This is a genomic window from Martinezella sp. CNPSo 3964, assembly GCF_057784375.1.
On sequence record NZ_JBXSOW010000006.1, the window covers coordinates 50447 to 66692 of the forward strand.

Annotated in this window: 16 protein-coding genes; 9 read left to right on the top strand and 7 right to left on the bottom strand. The window is 57.5% G+C overall.

Annotated features, from left to right (window positions below):
• Positions 1–4: 4 nt before the first annotated feature.
• Both AC13Q5_RS19290 and AC13Q5_RS19295 read right to left on the bottom strand, forming a co-directional pair.
• The gene (locus AC13Q5_RS19290) at positions 5–469 is read right to left on the bottom strand and encodes a hypothetical protein (protein ID WP_488502799.1); all 465 of its coding nucleotides are present in this window, start codon (positions 467–469) and stop codon (positions 5–7) included.
• Between the two features lie 75 nt (positions 470–544).
• Positions 545–2299 (bottom strand): alkaline phosphatase, encoded by a 1755-nt coding sequence (locus AC13Q5_RS19295; protein ID WP_488502800.1) that lies wholly within the window; start codon positions 2297–2299, stop codon positions 545–547.
• Between the two features lie 315 nt (positions 2300–2614).
• Here AC13Q5_RS19295 and AC13Q5_RS19300 point away from each other — a divergent pair, with 315 nt between their 5' ends.
• The 8 genes from AC13Q5_RS19300 (at position 2615) to AC13Q5_RS19335 (ending at position 8901) form a co-directional block, all read left to right on the top strand.
• On the top strand, positions 2615–3094 hold the full coding sequence (locus AC13Q5_RS19300) for an Lrp/AsnC family transcriptional regulator (RefSeq protein ID WP_488502801.1): 480 nt from the start codon (positions 2615–2617) through the stop codon (positions 3092–3094).
• Between the two features lie 140 nt (positions 3095–3234).
• Positions 3235–3951: a class I SAM-dependent methyltransferase gene (locus AC13Q5_RS19305; RefSeq protein ID WP_075852820.1), complete on the top strand. Its 717-nt coding sequence runs from the start codon at positions 3235–3237 to the stop codon at positions 3949–3951.
• 171 nt (positions 3952–4122) lie between these two features.
• Positions 4123–5106, top strand: coding sequence for a TerC family protein (locus AC13Q5_RS19310; protein WP_075852821.1), 984 nt, complete (start codon positions 4123–4125; stop codon positions 5104–5106).
• Positions 5107–5179: 73 nt separating this feature from the next.
• On the top strand, positions 5180–5491 hold the full coding sequence (locus AC13Q5_RS19315; protein ID WP_075852822.1) for a hypothetical protein: 312 nt from the start codon (positions 5180–5182) through the stop codon (positions 5489–5491).
• 48 nt (positions 5492–5539) lie between these two features.
• On the top strand, positions 5540–6169 hold the full coding sequence (locus AC13Q5_RS19320) for an exopolysaccharide biosynthesis protein (RefSeq protein WP_488502802.1): 630 nt from the start codon (positions 5540–5542) through the stop codon (positions 6167–6169).
• Between the two features lie 174 nt (positions 6170–6343).
• The gene (locus AC13Q5_RS19325; protein ID WP_488502803.1) at positions 6344–7060 is read left to right on the top strand and encodes a hypothetical protein; all 717 of its coding nucleotides are present in this window, start codon (positions 6344–6346) and stop codon (positions 7058–7060) included.
• Positions 7061–7179: 119 nt separating this feature from the next.
• Positions 7180–7599, top strand: a complete 420-nt coding sequence (locus tag AC13Q5_RS19330) for a GFA family protein (RefSeq protein WP_488502804.1) — start codon at positions 7180–7182, stop codon at positions 7597–7599.
• Between the two features lie 294 nt (positions 7600–7893).
• A complete protein-coding gene (locus AC13Q5_RS19335; protein ID WP_488502805.1) occupies positions 7894–8901 on the top strand; it encodes a hypothetical protein in 1008 nt (335 codons plus the stop codon).
• Between the two features lie 488 nt (positions 8902–9389).
• On the opposite strand, the gene repC is transcribed toward AC13Q5_RS19335, so the two are convergent.
• The 4 genes from repC to AC13Q5_RS19355 form a co-directional block, all read right to left on the bottom strand.
• Positions 9390–10703, bottom strand: a complete 1314-nt coding sequence (gene repC, locus AC13Q5_RS19340; protein ID WP_488502806.1) for a plasmid replication protein RepC — start codon at positions 10701–10703, stop codon at positions 9390–9392.
• 155 nt (positions 10704–10858) lie between these two features.
• A complete protein-coding gene (repB, locus tag AC13Q5_RS19345) occupies positions 10859–11860 on the bottom strand; it encodes a plasmid partitioning protein RepB (RefSeq protein ID WP_488502807.1) in 1002 nt (333 codons plus the stop codon).
• Positions 11861–11864: 4 nt separating this feature from the next.
• Positions 11865–13058, bottom strand: coding sequence for a plasmid partitioning protein RepA (gene repA / locus AC13Q5_RS19350; protein ID WP_488502808.1), 1194 nt, complete (start codon positions 13056–13058; stop codon positions 11865–11867).
• Between the two features lie 468 nt (positions 13059–13526).
• A complete protein-coding gene (locus tag AC13Q5_RS19355) occupies positions 13527–13994 on the bottom strand; it encodes a ProQ/FINO family protein (protein ID WP_488502809.1) in 468 nt (155 codons plus the stop codon).
• A 932-nt stretch (positions 13995–14926) separates the two neighbouring features.
• Here AC13Q5_RS19355 and AC13Q5_RS19360 point away from each other — a divergent pair.
• Positions 14927–15463, top strand: a complete 537-nt coding sequence (locus AC13Q5_RS19360) for a hypothetical protein (RefSeq protein ID WP_488502810.1) — start codon at positions 14927–14929, stop codon at positions 15461–15463.
• A 346-nt stretch (positions 15464–15809) separates the two neighbouring features.
• Here AC13Q5_RS19360 and AC13Q5_RS19365 read toward each other — a convergent pair whose 3' ends face one another.
• Entirely contained in the window at positions 15810–16169 is a 360-nt protein-coding gene (locus tag AC13Q5_RS19365) for a hypothetical protein (RefSeq protein ID WP_488502811.1), read from the bottom strand.
• Between the last annotated feature and the right edge of the window lie 77 nt (positions 16170–16246).

Consider the following 16246-nt stretch of genomic DNA (forward strand, 5'->3'; position numbering starts at 1 on the left):
GAGGTCAGACTGTCCTGAACGAGGCGTCCCGCAGACGCAATTGGCTGATGAAGCCGGTTTCGGGGTCGGTCCACGAGCCGAATTCCAGCACGCCCCGTGCCATGATCGGCGCGTTGTACTGCACGAATGTCTGCTTGGAGGAGAGATAGACGACCAGGATATTGTCGGGCCAGTCGGCATCGGAAGAGCAGAACGGGCAGAGCGACATCGGGATTTCCGTGAGCACGAAGAAGGCGGCCTCCGCCTTCAAGGGCGGCGCCATGAAGCCGTTGATGGCGACTTCCTTGCCGCTCAGCTGCTTTACCTTGTCGGAAAATTCGAGCCCGAGCGGGCCGAAACTCTTGTAGAGCTCGCCGAAGCCTAGCTTTTCGGAGGCGTCCGCGCGGGTTGCGATACCCATGACAGGCAAAACCGCGGCAGCGGCCAAAAAGCTCCGACGATTGATGGTGGCGATCTTGTCCCCGGACATCGCATACCCCCATGAAAGATGAAGAGACAGGCGGCTTTGACGCCGCCTGTCCATGTTCACACGATCCGTAAGGACTTACATCTTTTCGGTGCCGAGCGCGAAGGTGTCGGCCAGCACGCGATAGACGTCGCTCTGTTCCATGTAGCCGCGGAAGCCTTCGGCACCAGGGCCTGCTGCCTGCAGTACGACATCGTCAACGGCGTGGACACCGCTGTCCTCGTCCTTCGGGATGTTGCCCTGCACGAAGACGGCACCGGGCACGTCCTTGTAGGCTTCGTTGGCGACATATTCCTTCTTCTCGTTCTGGATCGCCGGAACGAAAGGACCGTCGAGCTTCGGACGGAAGGTCTCGTAATGGTCAGGGCCGTTGTTGGCGGCGATGAACAGACGACGGGAAACATCGACGCGGTCCGGATAGCCGTCGCCATCCTTGTCCTCGTAGTTCGGGAAGCCGGCGGCTGCATAGGTGCCGACCTTCTCGCGCATTTCGGTGCCCGGCTTGTTATCGTCGACCGTGCCGATGATCGAGACGCCATGCGTGTGGTCACCGGTGACGACGATCAGCGTGTCCGGGTTCTTCACCTGGAACTCGCGGGCAACGGCGACGGCCTTGTCGAACTCGATCGTATCGACCAGGGCACGATCCCAGTCGAGCGGATGGCTCATCTTGTCGATCGATGCACCCTCGACCACCAGGAAGAAGCCTTCGGGATTCTTGGCGAGTTTGTCGAGCGCGACCTTGGTCATGTCGACGAGGCCTGGCTGGTTCGGGAATTTATCAACGGTGCCCTTCTTCAGGAATTCGCGATCGAGCGCCACGTCGAGGTTGCCGGTGTGGAAGAGGCCGAGCAGCTTGTCCTGGTTGGAGCCGGCAGCGGCGGCCAGTTCGTTCTTGTCGGTGGCAACGGCGTAGCCGGCGTCCTTGAAGAGCGCGATATAGTCCTTGTCGTCCTTGCGCTTGGAGCCCGGGACGCTCTTCGCCAGGAAGTAGGCCGAGCCGCCGCCGAGCAGGACATCCGGCTTGACGTCATACATCATGCCGACGATCTCGGCCTTGTCGCCGCGCTTGCGGGTATGGGAAACCAGCGCTGCCGGCGTCGCATCTTCGACTTCAGCCGTGGTGACGATGCCGAGCGACTTCTTGCCGGTGCGGCGCAGGGCTTCACCGATCGTTTCGACCTTCGGGTCGTCAAGGCTCGCCGGGGTACGGTCGGCATAGACGCCGAGTGCGTTCACGGCGGACTTGTGGCCGGTCATGTAGGCCGACATGGTGTTGGCGCTGTCGGTGGCAATCGCCGAGGTCGAGGACGTGCCGATGAAGGCGACCGGCGGGATGTCGTCCATGGAGAGACGGCCATTGGCCTTACCTTCCGTCATGCCCTTGGACATGATGCGGGCACCGGTACGATGGGCCACGGAGAGACCATCGCCGAGCAGGAAGATGATGTTCTTGGCCTTCGGCGTGGCCGAGGTGCCGTAGACATCCCAATTGACGGACTTTTTCTCGTCGCCGGCAGCGACCTCGACCTTGTATTGGCCCGGCTTTGCGAGCTTGACGCCACGCAGGATCAGGGCAGATCCGAGAACCTTGTCCTCAGCGCCCTTTTCTTCGGCGACGAAATCAGCCGCCTTGCCGAAAACCGCGTCGTAGCTTTCGCCGTTGACCGTGACCTTCACGTCTTCCGGCTTCACAACCTTGCTGAATTCCACCTTGAAATCGAATGGAGAGCCGGCGAGTACCGTTGCCCGGTCCAACGGATAGACTGTCGCTGCATGGGCTGCGCCGGACATTACGGTCGCAGACATCATGGCGAGAAGAAGTTTACGCATTTTTACCCCCTGCGTTTGGTTGCTTCCCGCCTCCCACTTATAAAAGCCAGATGACAATCACGTAAAAAGGAGTCAACTTTCTGCAACCGGAGATTCCAAACGGGCAACCACTAAGGAAGGCTGATTGTATGTGCGACATCTAAAGAGATGGCGCGAACGTGGGTGGCTGTGCAACCCACTCGGTCCAAAAGCTTCGAAAATTATCGCGTTCAACTGCGCAAGATTTGACCTAGGACTCACCCAGGAAGCTTGTAACTCTCCAGAAAAAAGGCAAGATTCGTACAGGCTTCGTGAGGATTCTGAGGGTTTTGCGCAATGGATGAACAGCTCGACAAATTGGATCTGCGCCTGCTGGAAGAGCTTCAGAAAGACGGCAGATTGACGAACAACGAGCTCGGCGAGCGTATTGCCCTTTCGCCGTCGCAATGCTCGCGCCGCCGGACTAGGCTGGAGGCGGAAGGCTATATTCGTAGCTACCACGCCAATCTCGACCGACAGCGACTGGGGTTGGACATGTTGGTGGTCATCTCCGTGACGCTTGCCACCCACAACAGAGACAATGCCCGCCGGTTTTCGCAGCTCATCAACGGACTGCCGGAGGTGCTGGAAGCCTATGCGCTGACAGGCGAAATGGACTATCACCTGAAGGTCGCTACGCGCGGGCTTACCGATCTCTCCCGTTTCGTCAACGATGTGCTGCTGCCGCATGAATCGGTTCAGCACGTGAAGACGGCGATCGTGCTCGACACCCTCAAAACCTTCGAAGGATTTCCGATCCCTCTACCACAAGGCTAACACAGCAGCGGTATTCGATGCTCGCAGTTGCAAGACCCTGCCCTATCGAGCGTCAAGGGCAATTTTTGAGGGCTTGCTTTCGGCGCATACAGCCTTTCCAATCACGTCAAAGAGAATATCCTTGGCGGGGACAGGCTTACATGACAGGCACGGACGTACAGACGCGGTATTTCGAAGAATTTGCCGACGTCCTGCTCAGATGTAATCATCTATACCATCCCAGCAACGATTCCATTGCCTTGCGCAATGCTGTCGAAAGCAGGCGCCAGATCGAGATATTCGATTACAGCCGTTCCGCCGATGCCTTTACACGTGCGTTCGGAATGCGAAATTCACTGAAATGCCTGCAAGCACTCAGCTGTCTCGAAGTGACGGCCCATAAATATACAAGGGTATGTGATCTCGGCTGTGGCTCGGGCGCCTTCAGCCTCGCCTTTGCCCATCTCGCCGACAATCCCGAGCTTGAGCTTCACGGGCTGGACATATCCGAACATCAGCTTTCTCTCGCCAGGGAATTGATGTCAGCCGCCGGGTTGCCGGGACGCTTCCAGTTCGAACAACGAAACCTACCGGCGCAGATCGGCTATCTTCCCGACCTGACGATCTCCTCCTACTGGTTTTGTGAAAATGAGCGCGTGATCGCCGATCCCTTGCTGTTCGACCTCATGGCCGGACGGGAGATGCTGATCGTCGATTACGAAAAGATCATCGACCGCATCGCGGCCAGCCTTCCGAAGGGATTCCACATCCTCGCGCGGCATAGCGCCCATGTGGAAATTCCCCCCGTGCTGGCCGATTCCGTCGCGCAGGAACGGGCAAGCGTTTACAGCATTCACATCGGCCGGACCAAGGATTAGACGGGCAAGTGACGTTGCCGTCTTTGCAAAATGCGCACGAGCCCTTGAAACGCAAACATGCGCTTCCCAGCTATTGGCCAACCCGCTGGTCCGGGCCCCTCTGGTGAGAGCCGTCGGCGCTCTTGCGATGTCGGACCTTTCCCGACATCGCGCCGACAGAGGTTTTCCGTCATGGAAACGTCTTTGCTCTTCGTCGAGTGGCTGGGAAAGCCGCTCTGGATGTGGGCGAGCTTCCTTGCGCTCGTCATCGCCATCCTCTCATTCGACCTTGGGGTCCTGCATAAGGAAAACAAGGAGATCGGCGTCGGCGAGAGCATCAAGCTCTCGGTTCTCTACATCACCCTCGGTCTCGCCTTCGGCGGCTGGGTATGGTGGTATCTCGGGGCTGATTCCGGCCTTGCCTACATGACGGGTTTCGTCGTCGAAAAGACGCTGGCTCTCGACAACGTCTTCGTCATCGCCCTCATCTTCGCCTTCTTTGCCGTACCCCGCCTCTATCAGCACCGCGTGCTCTTCTGGGGCATTTTGGGCGTCATCGTATTGCGCGCGATCATGATCGGCGTCGGCGCGACGCTCGTGGCCGAATTCTCGTGGCTTCTCTATGTCTTTGCCGCCTTCCTCATCATTACCGGCATCAAGATGCTGATCGTTAAGGATACAGAACCGGATGTGTCGAAGAACCCGCTCGTCCGCTTCATGCGCAGCCGCTTCAACGTCACCGACCACCATCACGGCGAACGCTTTTTCGTCAAACAGCCGCACCCGCAGAATGGAAAAATGGTGTGGTTCATCACGCCGCTCTTCATGGCGCTCGTGCTGATCGAAGTGGCCGACGTGATCTTTGCCGTGGATTCGGTTCCCGCGATCTTCGCCATCACGACCGATCCATTCATCGTCTATACGTCGAACATCTTCGCGATCCTCGGCCTGCGCGCCCTCTACTTCGCACTCGCCGCCATGATTCACCGCTTCCAGTATCTGAAGCCGGCGCTCGCCATCGTGCTCGTCTTCATCGGCTCGAAAATCTTCGTCGCTGACATGCTGGGCCTGGAAAAATTCCCTGCCGCCCTCTCGCTCGGCATCACCTTCGCCATCATCGCAAGCGGCGTCGGCTGGAGCCTGCTGAAAACCCGCGACAAGGCCGAACAGGCCTGATGCAGCGAGGTGCCCGCTCCGCGCGGGCATCGTCCCTCCCCCCCTTCAAGCAGATGTTCGACAAGGACCAGATATGATCTCCAATCTCCTCGCTTCCCTCTTTGCAACTTTCGCCCTCGGTCCTCTTCAAGCCGAGATCGAGCGCCATGCGGCGGCGGCCGGTCAGCCGGTCGAGATCGTCAGGCAGTCGCAGGCATGTCTCTCGTCCGAAGTGCCGGCGCTGGTGCAGCGTGCGTCGGACGACACCTTCTGGACCATTTCCACCGTCATCAGCCTTTCGACCGGTTGGAGCAGCCCTGCCGATCTGCTCGACAAGAATAATCCGGCTTGCGCGCCCGTCATCAAGCTTATCCAGGGAAGGAGCACAGGCGCCGATGAAGCTTGAAACTTTGCGCAAGCAAGGGATTCCGTCAGCCTCATCTGGTGACCTCGGATGACAGAACAGGCCACCGGCACAACTGAGCAGGATGACAGGGCGTCCGCTCGCCTGCATGGTCTCACCAGGCTCGCCCATGAGCAGGCCGGCATCTCCATTGGTGAGGTGCTCTGCGGCCTCGGGCGCACGAGCACGGCCTTTACCATCCTCTTTCTCGCCCTACCCGCCCTGATTCCGATACCTGGGCCGTTCGGTGTCGTCTTCGGGAGCGCGCTCGCCCTGGTGGCGGCGCAGATCGCACTAGGAAGGCGGACGATATGGTTGCCGGCCTTTCTCAGTCGTCGCCGGCTTTCGCCGGCGATCGTCGATCTCATCGTACGCTACAGCGCACCGATCCTCGCCAGGATCGAAACCGTTGTGCGCCCCGGTCGGCTGTCCGTCTTTACGGGCGGCACCATGCAATGGCTGCTGTCCTTTCCGATCTTCCTGCTAGCGGTTGCGATTGTCCTGCCGATCCCGCTCGGCAACTATATGCCGGTCTTTGCGCTCGTGGCGATCTCGGTCGCGCTGATGGCACGGGACGGATTGCTGATCCTGGCGGCGCTGTTCGTCTCCGCGCTGGCCTTCGTCGCCACGGCTGGCCTCATCCAGGTTGCCATCACCGGTCTGAACGCGATCGGATCGTAGGCACCTATACGGTGAGGAAGACACCGGACGATTTTGCGGCCAGTTGCCGCGCCTGCCTGCAACAATCTTTTCAGGTCTTGCCAATGGCGGCATGCCTGCCATCTATGCCAACGGCGTATTTGTCAGCCATCAGGTTCCGGCCCGTAAAATCATCTGTGCAGAGGATTTCATCGCATGCCATCAAAGCCCCCGTCATTCGTTCGCATGATTGCCCTCGGCGGTTCGATCGCCATCGCGCTTGGCGCGCAGATAGCGGCGGCGCAGGAGATGTCTGCTGCCTCTCAGTGGCCAGACACGCCGACCTCGCGTCTGGAAGCGCTGGCAATCCTGCAGACCCTGAATGCCGATCTCCTCAGCAATGCCAGCGCCACGTTGACGCTCGACCGCTGGTGTGCTGCGCATAAGCTTGCGCCCGAAGGTTCGAAAATCGTTGCGCAGCGCGTGCGCGGTCAGGACAAGCCGGCCGACGCTGCAATCCGCAAGCTGCTCGCCGTCGGACCTGACGAGCCCATCGCCTATCGCCGAGTTCGGCTGGCCTGTGGCGATCGCATCCTATCCGAGGCGGATAATTGGTACGTGCCGGCAAAGCTCACAGCCGAGATGAACAAGGCGCTCGATACGAGCGACGTCGCCTTCGGTCGCGCCGTTCAGGCCCTCAATTTCACCCGCACGAACCTGTCAGCAAAGCTGCTTTGGTCGCCTCTTCCGCAAGGATGGGAAACGGGCGCCGATCTGCCGCCATCAGGTGCCGGGTCTCTTGCCCTGCCACCCTTTCTTCTCGAACATCATGCCGTGTTGAAACTGACGGATGGAACACCGTTCAGCGCACTGATCGAAAGCTATACCAGTCGCGTGTTGGACTTTCCCGCCCCACATCTGTCTTCGCAATAGCTGGCTGACCAGCTCACCGACGTATGATCCAGGCGCGAAAGAGCCATACGGCTTTGAGCTCATAAATTCGTCCCGGGAGCCTCGTAGACAGATTGTAGATTTCGGCAGGGAGCAATTTCATGGCACGACGTCATACGGGAGGATGCCGTTGCGGCGCGATTAAGTTCGAGGCCTCGTCCGAGCCCTTCTATACCAGCTACTGCCATTGCAGCGATTGCCGCAGAGCGACGGGCGCGCCGGTTGCAGCGTTCGTGGGCTTCCTGACGAAGGACGTGACTTTTCACGGCAACGAGGGAGCGACCTATGGTCAATATCCCATCAAACGAAGCTTCTGCCCGACTTGCGGAGCGCCCATTGCCTACAGCGACGCACGCATCGACCACCAGATATTTCTGATGCTGGGCGCCATGGATCATCCGGAATTCTACGCTCCGGCCGTCCACAGCTATGTGAGCGAGCAACTCCCCTTCTTTCATCTGGAGGATGGCTTGCCTCGATCACAGAAGCATACAGCGCTACGACCTGATGACGTAACCTAGCTGCCACGGCTTTCTTAGCGTCCTGATCGCCTGAAGTCTGCCATATTTGCGCCGTGATCGCTGAAGAATGCTGGCGCAAAATGGATGAAGCCAATCAATGACAGGCGAGCAATTTTCCTTGTCAGCCAGGATTCCTGCATCTGTTAGGGTCTCGTTCAGCAAAGCAGCGCACAACTATGATTTCTGGATCCGGGCGCATGACAGCCGAGCTTGTGGGGCAGGCAGACTGTCAAAATTGCTGTTACCGGCGGCGGCGCATGCGGACCCAGGATATTTGATAGGAGAACTAATTCCGTGCGGTTGAGATATGCCCTTCGAAGCGTCACCCAGATGCTCAGCCTTTGCTCCCTCGCCCTCGTCATTCCCGCAACATCGCAATCCTTGGCAGCGGCCCGGCAGTCGGACATTCCGGCCTGGCTCGGAGCTTATGTCGGTACCGGTGAAGGGCAGATTGCCCAACCGGTCCTGCAAAGAGCTCGCGCGCTCTACATGCGAAAAGTGAGCGAAGGCACGGTTAGAAATCCCTGCTATTTCGCCATGGATGCAACCCGCCCGAATACTCCGAATGATGGCAAGTCCGCGGGTCGGTTCTATATCGTTTGCGAGGCGACACAGACCTTCCGTGTCGTTTCATCGGGCCACGGCAGCGGGCGCGATCTCAAAGGTGTTGCCGACTTCGGCAATGGACGCATGTGCGCGAAGAACTTCGGCAACGCGATGGACTCGAACCTGACGACGGGCGGCTCTTATGTCACGGAGGAGACGAAGACGACCTTCAAGGGTTACTACAAGCTCTCCCAGACGAAGGAGAGCGCCTATCTCCGCACGTTCCTCCAGTTCGACGGTGAGGGCGAGACCGCCAATGCGCGACAGCGGGCGATCGGCGGACATGCGGCCGCCAAGGTCGCGGGCGTTTGCATGAAGAAGGATCCGCAGAGCCCTTATGCCAATAAGGACGGATATGTTCCCCTCGGGAAGCTGGTGGAATATGCCGGCGGCCGTAGTGACGGCTGCACGAGCTGGGCGGCATCGGATGCCAATCAGATCATCTCCATGGTGAAGGACAATCCGACGACGCTCTACATCTATCCGGAGTCTTCAGACATCAAGGCGATCGCCAAGGCCGTTGCGGCGGGCCGCTCTCCGACCCAATCCGGATTGTATTGGAACGACTCCTGCCTGAAGGATATCGGCACGCCAAAATTCTGGCCCAAGGAAACGCTCGAGCCAATCATCGTCCAGTACAAGAAGGATCATCCGGCACCGCCCGCCAAGCCGATCCCGATCTGCGATCAGCAATGACAATGGCCGAGAGCTAAGTCAGGAAATTTGACAGGCGACGGACGGGATCATTGCCTCGCCTGTTCAAGCTAGCTGGGGATATTTCTGTCACCATCGGCATAGCATCCAATATGCTCACCTGTGGATACCGTAGCGCTAGATCGAGAACCCAGATGCGAAAATATATGGACATTTGCCGGTAAAAACGGCATAAAAACTTGGTATCGGCGGACGATAAGAGCGTCTCCTACGGCTTGTTCGGTCAATTAGGCTGAATTTTACACCGTCTCTAGCCGATTGATTTCATTGGAGTAAATCCTCAATCAGAAGCTATTCTGCTCTTTGCTGCCATTAGCACTGCGCGAGGGTCGCGCACCATCTTTCGCATCAACAAAACTGTCGTTGATGCGTCTCAGCAGACTTGATTAGGTCTGCATTAGATCAGTGCCACGAATTTGGGGCCTAGGCAGAACCGGATATCTATCCTTTCACATTGAAATTGGAACCAACTAGGCCACCTTTCGGGCAGTCATAGTCGTATTTGACCGCAGAAGGCTCATAAGCATGGGGCCGATCGCAAACTCTCCTTTCTCCGTTCGCCGTGTCAGATCGCGAAGATAACCGCCGGCAGAATTGATGTGTGGAGCGCGTTGAAGGATGCAGGCGATCACAGTGGCCGCATTCTCTGTCCCCATGGTTCTGCAGGCCTCCTGATAGGCTCCAGGGCTGATATCGAGTGTCGATTTGACGATGATCGAGGCTGCAAGCAAGTCACGCCAGTTGTTGATAGTGCCTGCTGGTCCGTAAGCTGTGATGTCCGGGCAAGCGCGGAGAATGAGATCGAGCGGGAAAGATTTCAGTTCCGCTAGAACCTCCTTGCGAGTTCCAGTGCCAGAACTGTGTGATGCTGCAGGTGTTAGCCCGATCTTCTCCAAGGAAGCTATGGTTTCCGGGATTATTGAAGTTGTCCGCGGAAATTCTGTATCGTCCAGCGGTATTTCTCGCCGTTTGGCTTTGGTTTCAGATTCAATGAAGGATTCGGAGTCTGAATTCTGTATGTGCCGCTCATTTTGATAGGGATTGCCGCTTAAATTTTTGGCTTTTATGTGCGTTTCCAACTGGTTGATGATTTGGTCGTGCAGGCGGCTGAGCTTATCCAGAAGTGCCTCCAGCTCCATTGTCGTCGGAGAACGCGAAAGCCCATCGATCAACGCACGGAAAGCCACATAGACGGTCTCCCAGGGGCCTTCTGCAGCTTCGGCACGCGCGGTTTCGATCAGCTTGGCAATATCGCGTCTGTGGAGGCTGATGCGCTCGCGCAGGCTCTGGATATGAAGTCGTTCGGCCGCAACCTGGGCGGCGAGATGTTCGATCTCTTCCGCTCGCGCGAGAAGAGGCGCCAATGAGAAGCCATAAGCCTCATTAAGGTCCCCTGCCCTGCTGCGACGAGCATAGCGCTTGCCGTTGGGGCTATCTCTGCGCACAAGAAGCCCGGCAGCGATCAGCACAGCCAGATGGCGGCGAATGGTCTGCTCGGCCATCCCATGGGCGCGCAAGGACAACTGCGCGTTCGAAGGAAACACGACCAGGTTGGCATCATCCGACAGTTCGTTCTTCGGATAAAAGCTCAAGAGCGCATTGAGAACCGCAAGCGCACGATCCGTCACCCCGAGAAGGGGCTTGGCTTCACAGAGTGCGCGATAAATCTTCCATTTGTCGATGGACCTGATGGGCTTCCCATGCTCGGCTCGTCTTTGAGCTATCAACATGACAAGCGTCATCGGCCGCCGCCCAAAGGGCGTCGTCACATATTCGGTTTCCATTTTCTTTCACCTACGTTGTGGCAAAAGAAGACAGCTCACCAAAACGGCGTCAAAGACTCTTGACTGTGATTCGGGGAAATGCGATTCTCGATTTGCTTAAGATCAGAGAAGGGCTTCCACGACGACGTCGTTTGGGGGCCTTTTTCTTTTGCGGGTTACGTTTCCTTTCCTTGCTGAAACTCGTTGAAGAGAGATTGCAATCTCTCCTGCACGAACTGGTCGAAACCGGGCGCAGCCTTGCTATCGAAAACAAAAGTGGCGCGCGCCGGCGTTCGCTTAAAAGTCACCGGAACCCCGGCTACGGATGAAGGAGCAGCAGCGCTCTTGGTAGAAGCAGGCTTTCCCGTTGCTAGAATGAGTGCGCGCTGAAAACGTTCATCGCTCGACATCTTCCGATAGTTGTCCGCGGACAACTCGGCGATGATCGGCTCAGCAGCAACACTCTCAAGGCGCTCTCCCAATTCCAACCATCGCCTGCGACCGATTTCGGGAGCAGGCCCGATAGCGCTGATGAGTGGCAGAGGCACCTGTCTCGTGACGATCAGCATCTTGGAGAGTGCTGCCTTGTCCACGCCGAGTGCGGCCATGATGACATCGCGGCCGAAGTCGCGTTGCTCCAGGCGCAATGCAAACAATGCTCGCTCGACATAGGAGAGATTGGTGCGCGCGCTATTTTCCTGGCCCTGGCTGACCACCAGCTGGTCATCCGTGAGCTGCCGCACGACCGCGCGCACTTTGATGCCGAGTTCCTTTGTGGCCGCCAGGCGGCGATGGCCGTAGGCAACCTGAAAGCGTCCCTTGGACTCTGGATGCGGGCGAACGAGGATCGGCACTTGCTGGCCGTGTTCGCGTATCTGCTCGACAAGCTGGCCGAGTTCAACTGGATCTATCTCGAGACGATCGGTAACGAAGGATCCGTCGATGACATCGGGATCGATGTCGACGACCGTCTGTCCTTCGGACAGTTGCCGCTCGAGATCGCTGGCGCGCTCCATCTTTTCGGTGATGTTTCCGAGCGTCCTCGTAATGCCGCCGACAGGTCCAGAACCCCTCGCCTGCGGCAGGAAACCTGCGATCGGTCGATTATCCTTTGCAGCGGGCGTGTCCGTGCGCGCCGTGTTTGGCGCCGAGATTTCAAGAAGGTTTTTGCGCGCCATCTATTTATTTCCTTCCCCAGGTCAGGCGGAGATGCGTCTCGATCTCGTTGTTGACGAGATTGAGCGAATCCAGAGCGCGGTCGTAGGTGCCCCTGGTGAACTGGGCACGATCGACCTCATAAAGCGTTTGCTTGGTGACGCCGGCGTCGGCAACGGCTGTCGATTTGACCATGGCATTCTGCAGCATGCGATTGCCGAAGATGGCGCGCATAAAGCCGGTCATCTGGCTTTGCGGTCCGTCGTTCGGCTCGAAACGGGTGACGAGATAGCGCATCCAGTCGTAGCTGGTGCGACCTCCTGCATTCTCGACCACGGACATGAGCTCGCTCGTCATGGTGAGAAATTGTGACATCGACATGACGTCGAGCATCTGCGGATGAACGGTGATGAGGATGGATGTCGCAGCGCAGAGCGCTGACATCGTCAGGAAACCCAACTGCGGCGGGCAATCGATGACAACGACATCGTAGAAACTCTCGATCTCGGTCAGAACCTCACCAATGCGAGCAAAGAACATGGTCTCGGCACGACCTGCCGCCATTGCGCGCGGCGTTTCGTGCTCGAACTCCATGAGTTCGAGATTGCCGGGGATCAGATGAAGGTTCGGCGTATAGGTCGAACGGACGATATCGGCGATCGGACGCGGCTCTTCATAGCGTATGGCGCCGTAGAGCGTTTCATTTTCGCCGACATCAAGTTCCGGTTGATGGCCGAAGAGAGCGGACAAGGACGCCTGCGGATCGAGATCGATGGCCAGCACGCGATAGCCCCTCAGCGCCAAATACTGCGCGAGGTGAGCCGCGGTGGTGGTTTTGCCTGAACCGCCCTTGAAATTCATGACCGAGATGATCTGGAGCTTTTCCGACCCTCTGCGCCAGGGAACATATTTGGGTGTGCCGTTGCGCTCATCCAGCACCTTGCGGATGCGGTCCATGTCCTCGGCGGCATAAAGCCGGCGCCCATTGGAAAGCGGGTCAGGCCCATGGCCTTCGGCGGCGATCTGGCGGAGATAGCCCTCACCTATACCAATGAAGGCAGCAGCTTCGGCCGGCGAAAACATCCGCATAGTTTTCTGTGACTGAGGCGGGAAGATCTTTGCCTGATGTTGCTGGAGCTGATAAGACAATTCCTGCGCATCTGTCGCCAGAAGCGTTGGAAGGTGCTCTTGATCTTCTTGGAGCGCGAGACTCGGCTGCATCGTTGTTTTCCCAATTAACTGCGCAATTGTGACGGAATGCTACTGAATTACGCAGTTACAATATGCTCCGATTCGTGTCCGTTTTACAAATGCTTAGATAAAAGGCAGTTTTTGATGCGTTTTTGCGCATCAACAGCGTGTTGCGACATTCGATCTGCTGCCGCTTTACTATGCTGACGTTTTGAGCGAGGCCGTTGGTTGTAGTGATTCGTTTCGCCCTATGTTCCAGCATGAGCGGTGTAGTCCGCGGACCACTCATGCTGAAGGCCGGGCAGGATACTGGAACGAACGCGTCCAAGGGCGCCATTTCGTGGATGGAGCTCAATTGACCGGTAGTCCGCGGACTACCGCGGATGCGACCTGAGTTGCCGCCCACAGTGTCGACGCGCCACCACACCAAAGGCAGCGCTTACACTCGGGCTGTTACAATAAAGGGGAGGAGACTATGAGGCGATGCGCTCAGGCGCGTCAGCGGGCGGAGCGCCGGCCGAGGAGGGAGGCTCGAATGAGTTCTGCTTTGCTCAAGACTGGCGGCGGTGGCGGCTCTTCGCGTTGAGCCGTTGCCTTGGCCTGCGTTTGCCGCAGCGTGATCAGGCGCTGCTGCGCGGCAAGCCTATCCTCGGCCGAAAGCGGCTCGACGGGATTGCCGGCGAGATCGTGCCGCATGGAATCCGGCTGGGCGCAGGCATGGTAATATCGCTTGGAATGCAGAAACGCACTGGTGGAGCGACGCAGAGACATGACCGGTACGTCGGGTTTCAAGAGCGGGCGGATTTCATTCCAGAGGCCAAGCGCAAAAGGACGGATAGGATCGCCAGCTTTGACGGGCAGGATGCCGATGGGGTGAAGCAAGAGCGTATTGATCGCGGTCGCCTTCTTGACATCGAGCTCGGTCGCCACGATCGGCTCGCGATTGGTCGTCCAGGGTTCTTCCATCAAATCGTTCCTCTGCGCGCAATTCCATTACGGATTGATTGTGAAGTGATTTTGACGGGATGGCAAAGAAATCCGTCCCCGCTTGTTCGCCCTCACGCCAAGCCGACGTTCATATATGAGGTGGTGCAGTCTGCAGCAAGTTTTGGTTAACGAGATTTTTATAGTTGGACGGCTAGTTTTCGCAAAGCCGCGATAGGTAGCGCGTACGCGGCGCATCTTCCCTCAATCCCGAATTCGTAACAAGCTGCCTGCGAAAATGTCGCAGGGCTCCGGTTTGTGCGGGCTGCCGTGTCTTAAAGGGGGGGAGGGCGCTTTAACCCCCGGCGGCCGCAAGCTAAATGCTGGCGAAACGAGTTGCGGCCAATCGGTCGCGGTCGATGATTGGCGATGGTCCTCGTTGTGTTTGCGGTTGTTCAAAAGACCTGGTGAAGTCGTATCTTTGAATGGTCCGCGCGCCGGGTAGTGCAGCAGAGCATTACTCGGATTTGGACTTTGCTTCCTTATGCCAGCGACTGGCTTTGCTTGTCCGAGGCGCGTCTCAATCCGGCGTTTCATGGCATCTCTCATCGGCAGAATAGGGAAGGACTATTCTCATTCGAGAGATGCCGCAGACGGAGAAGGGATTTGCAAGAATAAAGCCATGGAGGGTAGGGGCCGGCTGTTGGGCGGGAAGGCGTGATCCATCCTCTTGCTTCGTCAAGCCACGCGCCGTCCTTCAGCGCGCTGAAGAGGGAGATCTTGTGTCGAGGCGTGGCATTGCATGGGTTGAAATACATTCCGTGGCCACTGCCAAGTAATCTGTGAGCCAGATGAAAAATCTGGAGATAGTTGCGTTGGGCGGCTTGGCTGCCGATGGTCGTAGCGATAGATACAGCAGCACGGTCGACTCGATCTAAGTTCGAATGGCTCATCAGTCATTGGGAGAAATATTCTTGAACATAGCAGCATCCCTTTCACTGGGCGCCATTGTTTCGCTCACGCTCGGTTCGAGCGCGCTGGCTTTCGACAAGTCTTCCTTCTTCGATGCGGCCCTTTGCAAGCCGCCCTATTCGACCGCCAGTGCGACAAAGATGTATGACGAGGCTGAGAAGCTTGCGAAGGCGGATACGTCGCTCATGACGGCGGCCGTCTACAAAATGTCCGCGGACTTCGGTCGTCAAGGCTTCAAGACGAAAGAAATCGTCTTCGCTGGAACGAGCTTCGGTATCCTGGTCGATGGCGCGCGAGCGGACGATTTGGCCAAGACCTATCACCTGACATCGGATGGGCTTGGCAATCTCCTAGGCACCGCAACGAAGTCATATGGGCGCGCTTTGCCCAAGGCTGAGCAACCCGCGGCCGAGATGGGAGTGGTGTCCGTAGTCGCCCGCGAATCTGCGGCCTTCCCAGGCAAGACCCTGCTGGCTTGTGAATTCGTCTCGCATGAAGACCTCAAAGCCATGAAGAGCATGCAATCGCTGCCGAAGTAATGCGCGAGCGGGTCTCGCGCCGCCGCTTTCTCCTGAGCTTGGAAGGCAAGGAGTGTGTGGCTTTCCGTGGAAGACGAGCTTGAGAGCTATGATTTACTGCTCCGAAGCGGCTCCTGGTTCAATATCTCCGTATCCGATCTCTCGGCATTGGCTAAATCCGATTGCAAGGGTGAGCGCGTGTGGCGGAAACGAAGCCTTAAATAGCTTCAGCTAAGCGAAGTATTAACCATAATCTCAAGCTATTGCGAAACCTGCCGTTTGATTCCGACGGGCGGTTTCACATAATTCGTGGGACGGAGCCTCCCCGCGCATTTGCGGGCCTCTTCGCGTTTAGCAAGCCTACCTGTTAGGCGAAGCGAACTATCCACACGATGAGGAGCATGTCGATTAGCAACGCAATCACCAGAAGCAGGCTTATGAGCTTTCGTCGCTCCGCCGTCTCCTTGGGTTCAATTTTGAAAGCCGCTTTGTAAGCGTTTTCGGTGTCTCGTTCACTTACTGGTCGAATGGAGTTTCGAGGGCGTGTCATATTGACGAGACCGCGTGTGACGAAGATGAAAAATAATAGCAGGTAAGGGGCCATCTCAAATGCAGCCTTTTGCTGTCCAGCCACTTGCAATTTCTCATCTTGGATAAACAGATTTCGCTGTCCATTGCACTTGAAAGCCGCTTGTGCATGCCAGGAAGCCTTCCGCACGATCGCCATCGCAAGAATCCTGGCATCCACCGAGATGTTCTAATTGAGATTGCAGCCGGAAGGTGGTCTTGTTCCGGCTGCCGAGT

Coding starts and splice junctions, on each gene's coding strand:
- AC13Q5_RS19290 (WP_488502799.1), bottom strand. CDS start 469: ATGTCCGGGGACAAGATCGCCACCATCAATCGTCGGAGCTTTTTGGCC.
- AC13Q5_RS19295 (WP_488502800.1), bottom strand. CDS start 2,299: ATGCGTAAACTTCTTCTCGCCATGATGTCTGCGACCGTAATGTCCGGC.
- AC13Q5_RS19300 (WP_488502801.1), top strand. CDS start 2,615: ATGGATGAACAGCTCGACAAATTGGATCTGCGCCTGCTGGAAGAGCTT.
- AC13Q5_RS19305 (WP_075852820.1), top strand. CDS start 3,235: ATGACAGGCACGGACGTACAGACGCGGTATTTCGAAGAATTTGCCGAC.
- AC13Q5_RS19310 (WP_075852821.1), top strand. CDS start 4,123: ATGGAAACGTCTTTGCTCTTCGTCGAGTGGCTGGGAAAGCCGCTCTGG.
- AC13Q5_RS19315 (WP_075852822.1), top strand. CDS start 5,180: ATGATCTCCAATCTCCTCGCTTCCCTCTTTGCAACTTTCGCCCTCGGT.
- AC13Q5_RS19320 (WP_488502802.1), top strand. CDS start 5,540: ATGACAGAACAGGCCACCGGCACAACTGAGCAGGATGACAGGGCGTCC.
- AC13Q5_RS19325 (WP_488502803.1), top strand. CDS start 6,344: ATGCCATCAAAGCCCCCGTCATTCGTTCGCATGATTGCCCTCGGCGGT.
- AC13Q5_RS19330 (WP_488502804.1), top strand. CDS start 7,180: ATGGCACGACGTCATACGGGAGGATGCCGTTGCGGCGCGATTAAGTTC.
- repC (WP_488502806.1), bottom strand. CDS start 10,703: ATGGAAACCGAATATGTGACGACGCCCTTTGGGCGGCGGCCGATGACG.
- repB (WP_488502807.1), bottom strand. CDS start 11,860: ATGGCGCGCAAAAACCTTCTTGAAATCTCGGCGCCAAACACGGCGCGC.
- repA (WP_488502808.1), bottom strand. CDS start 13,058: ATGCAGCCGAGTCTCGCGCTCCAAGAAGATCAAGAGCACCTTCCAACG.
- AC13Q5_RS19355 (WP_488502809.1), bottom strand. CDS start 13,994: ATGGAAGAACCCTGGACGACCAATCGCGAGCCGATCGTGGCGACCGAG.
- AC13Q5_RS19365 (WP_488502811.1), bottom strand. CDS start 16,169: ATGGCGATCGTGCGGAAGGCTTCCTGGCATGCACAAGCGGCTTTCAAG.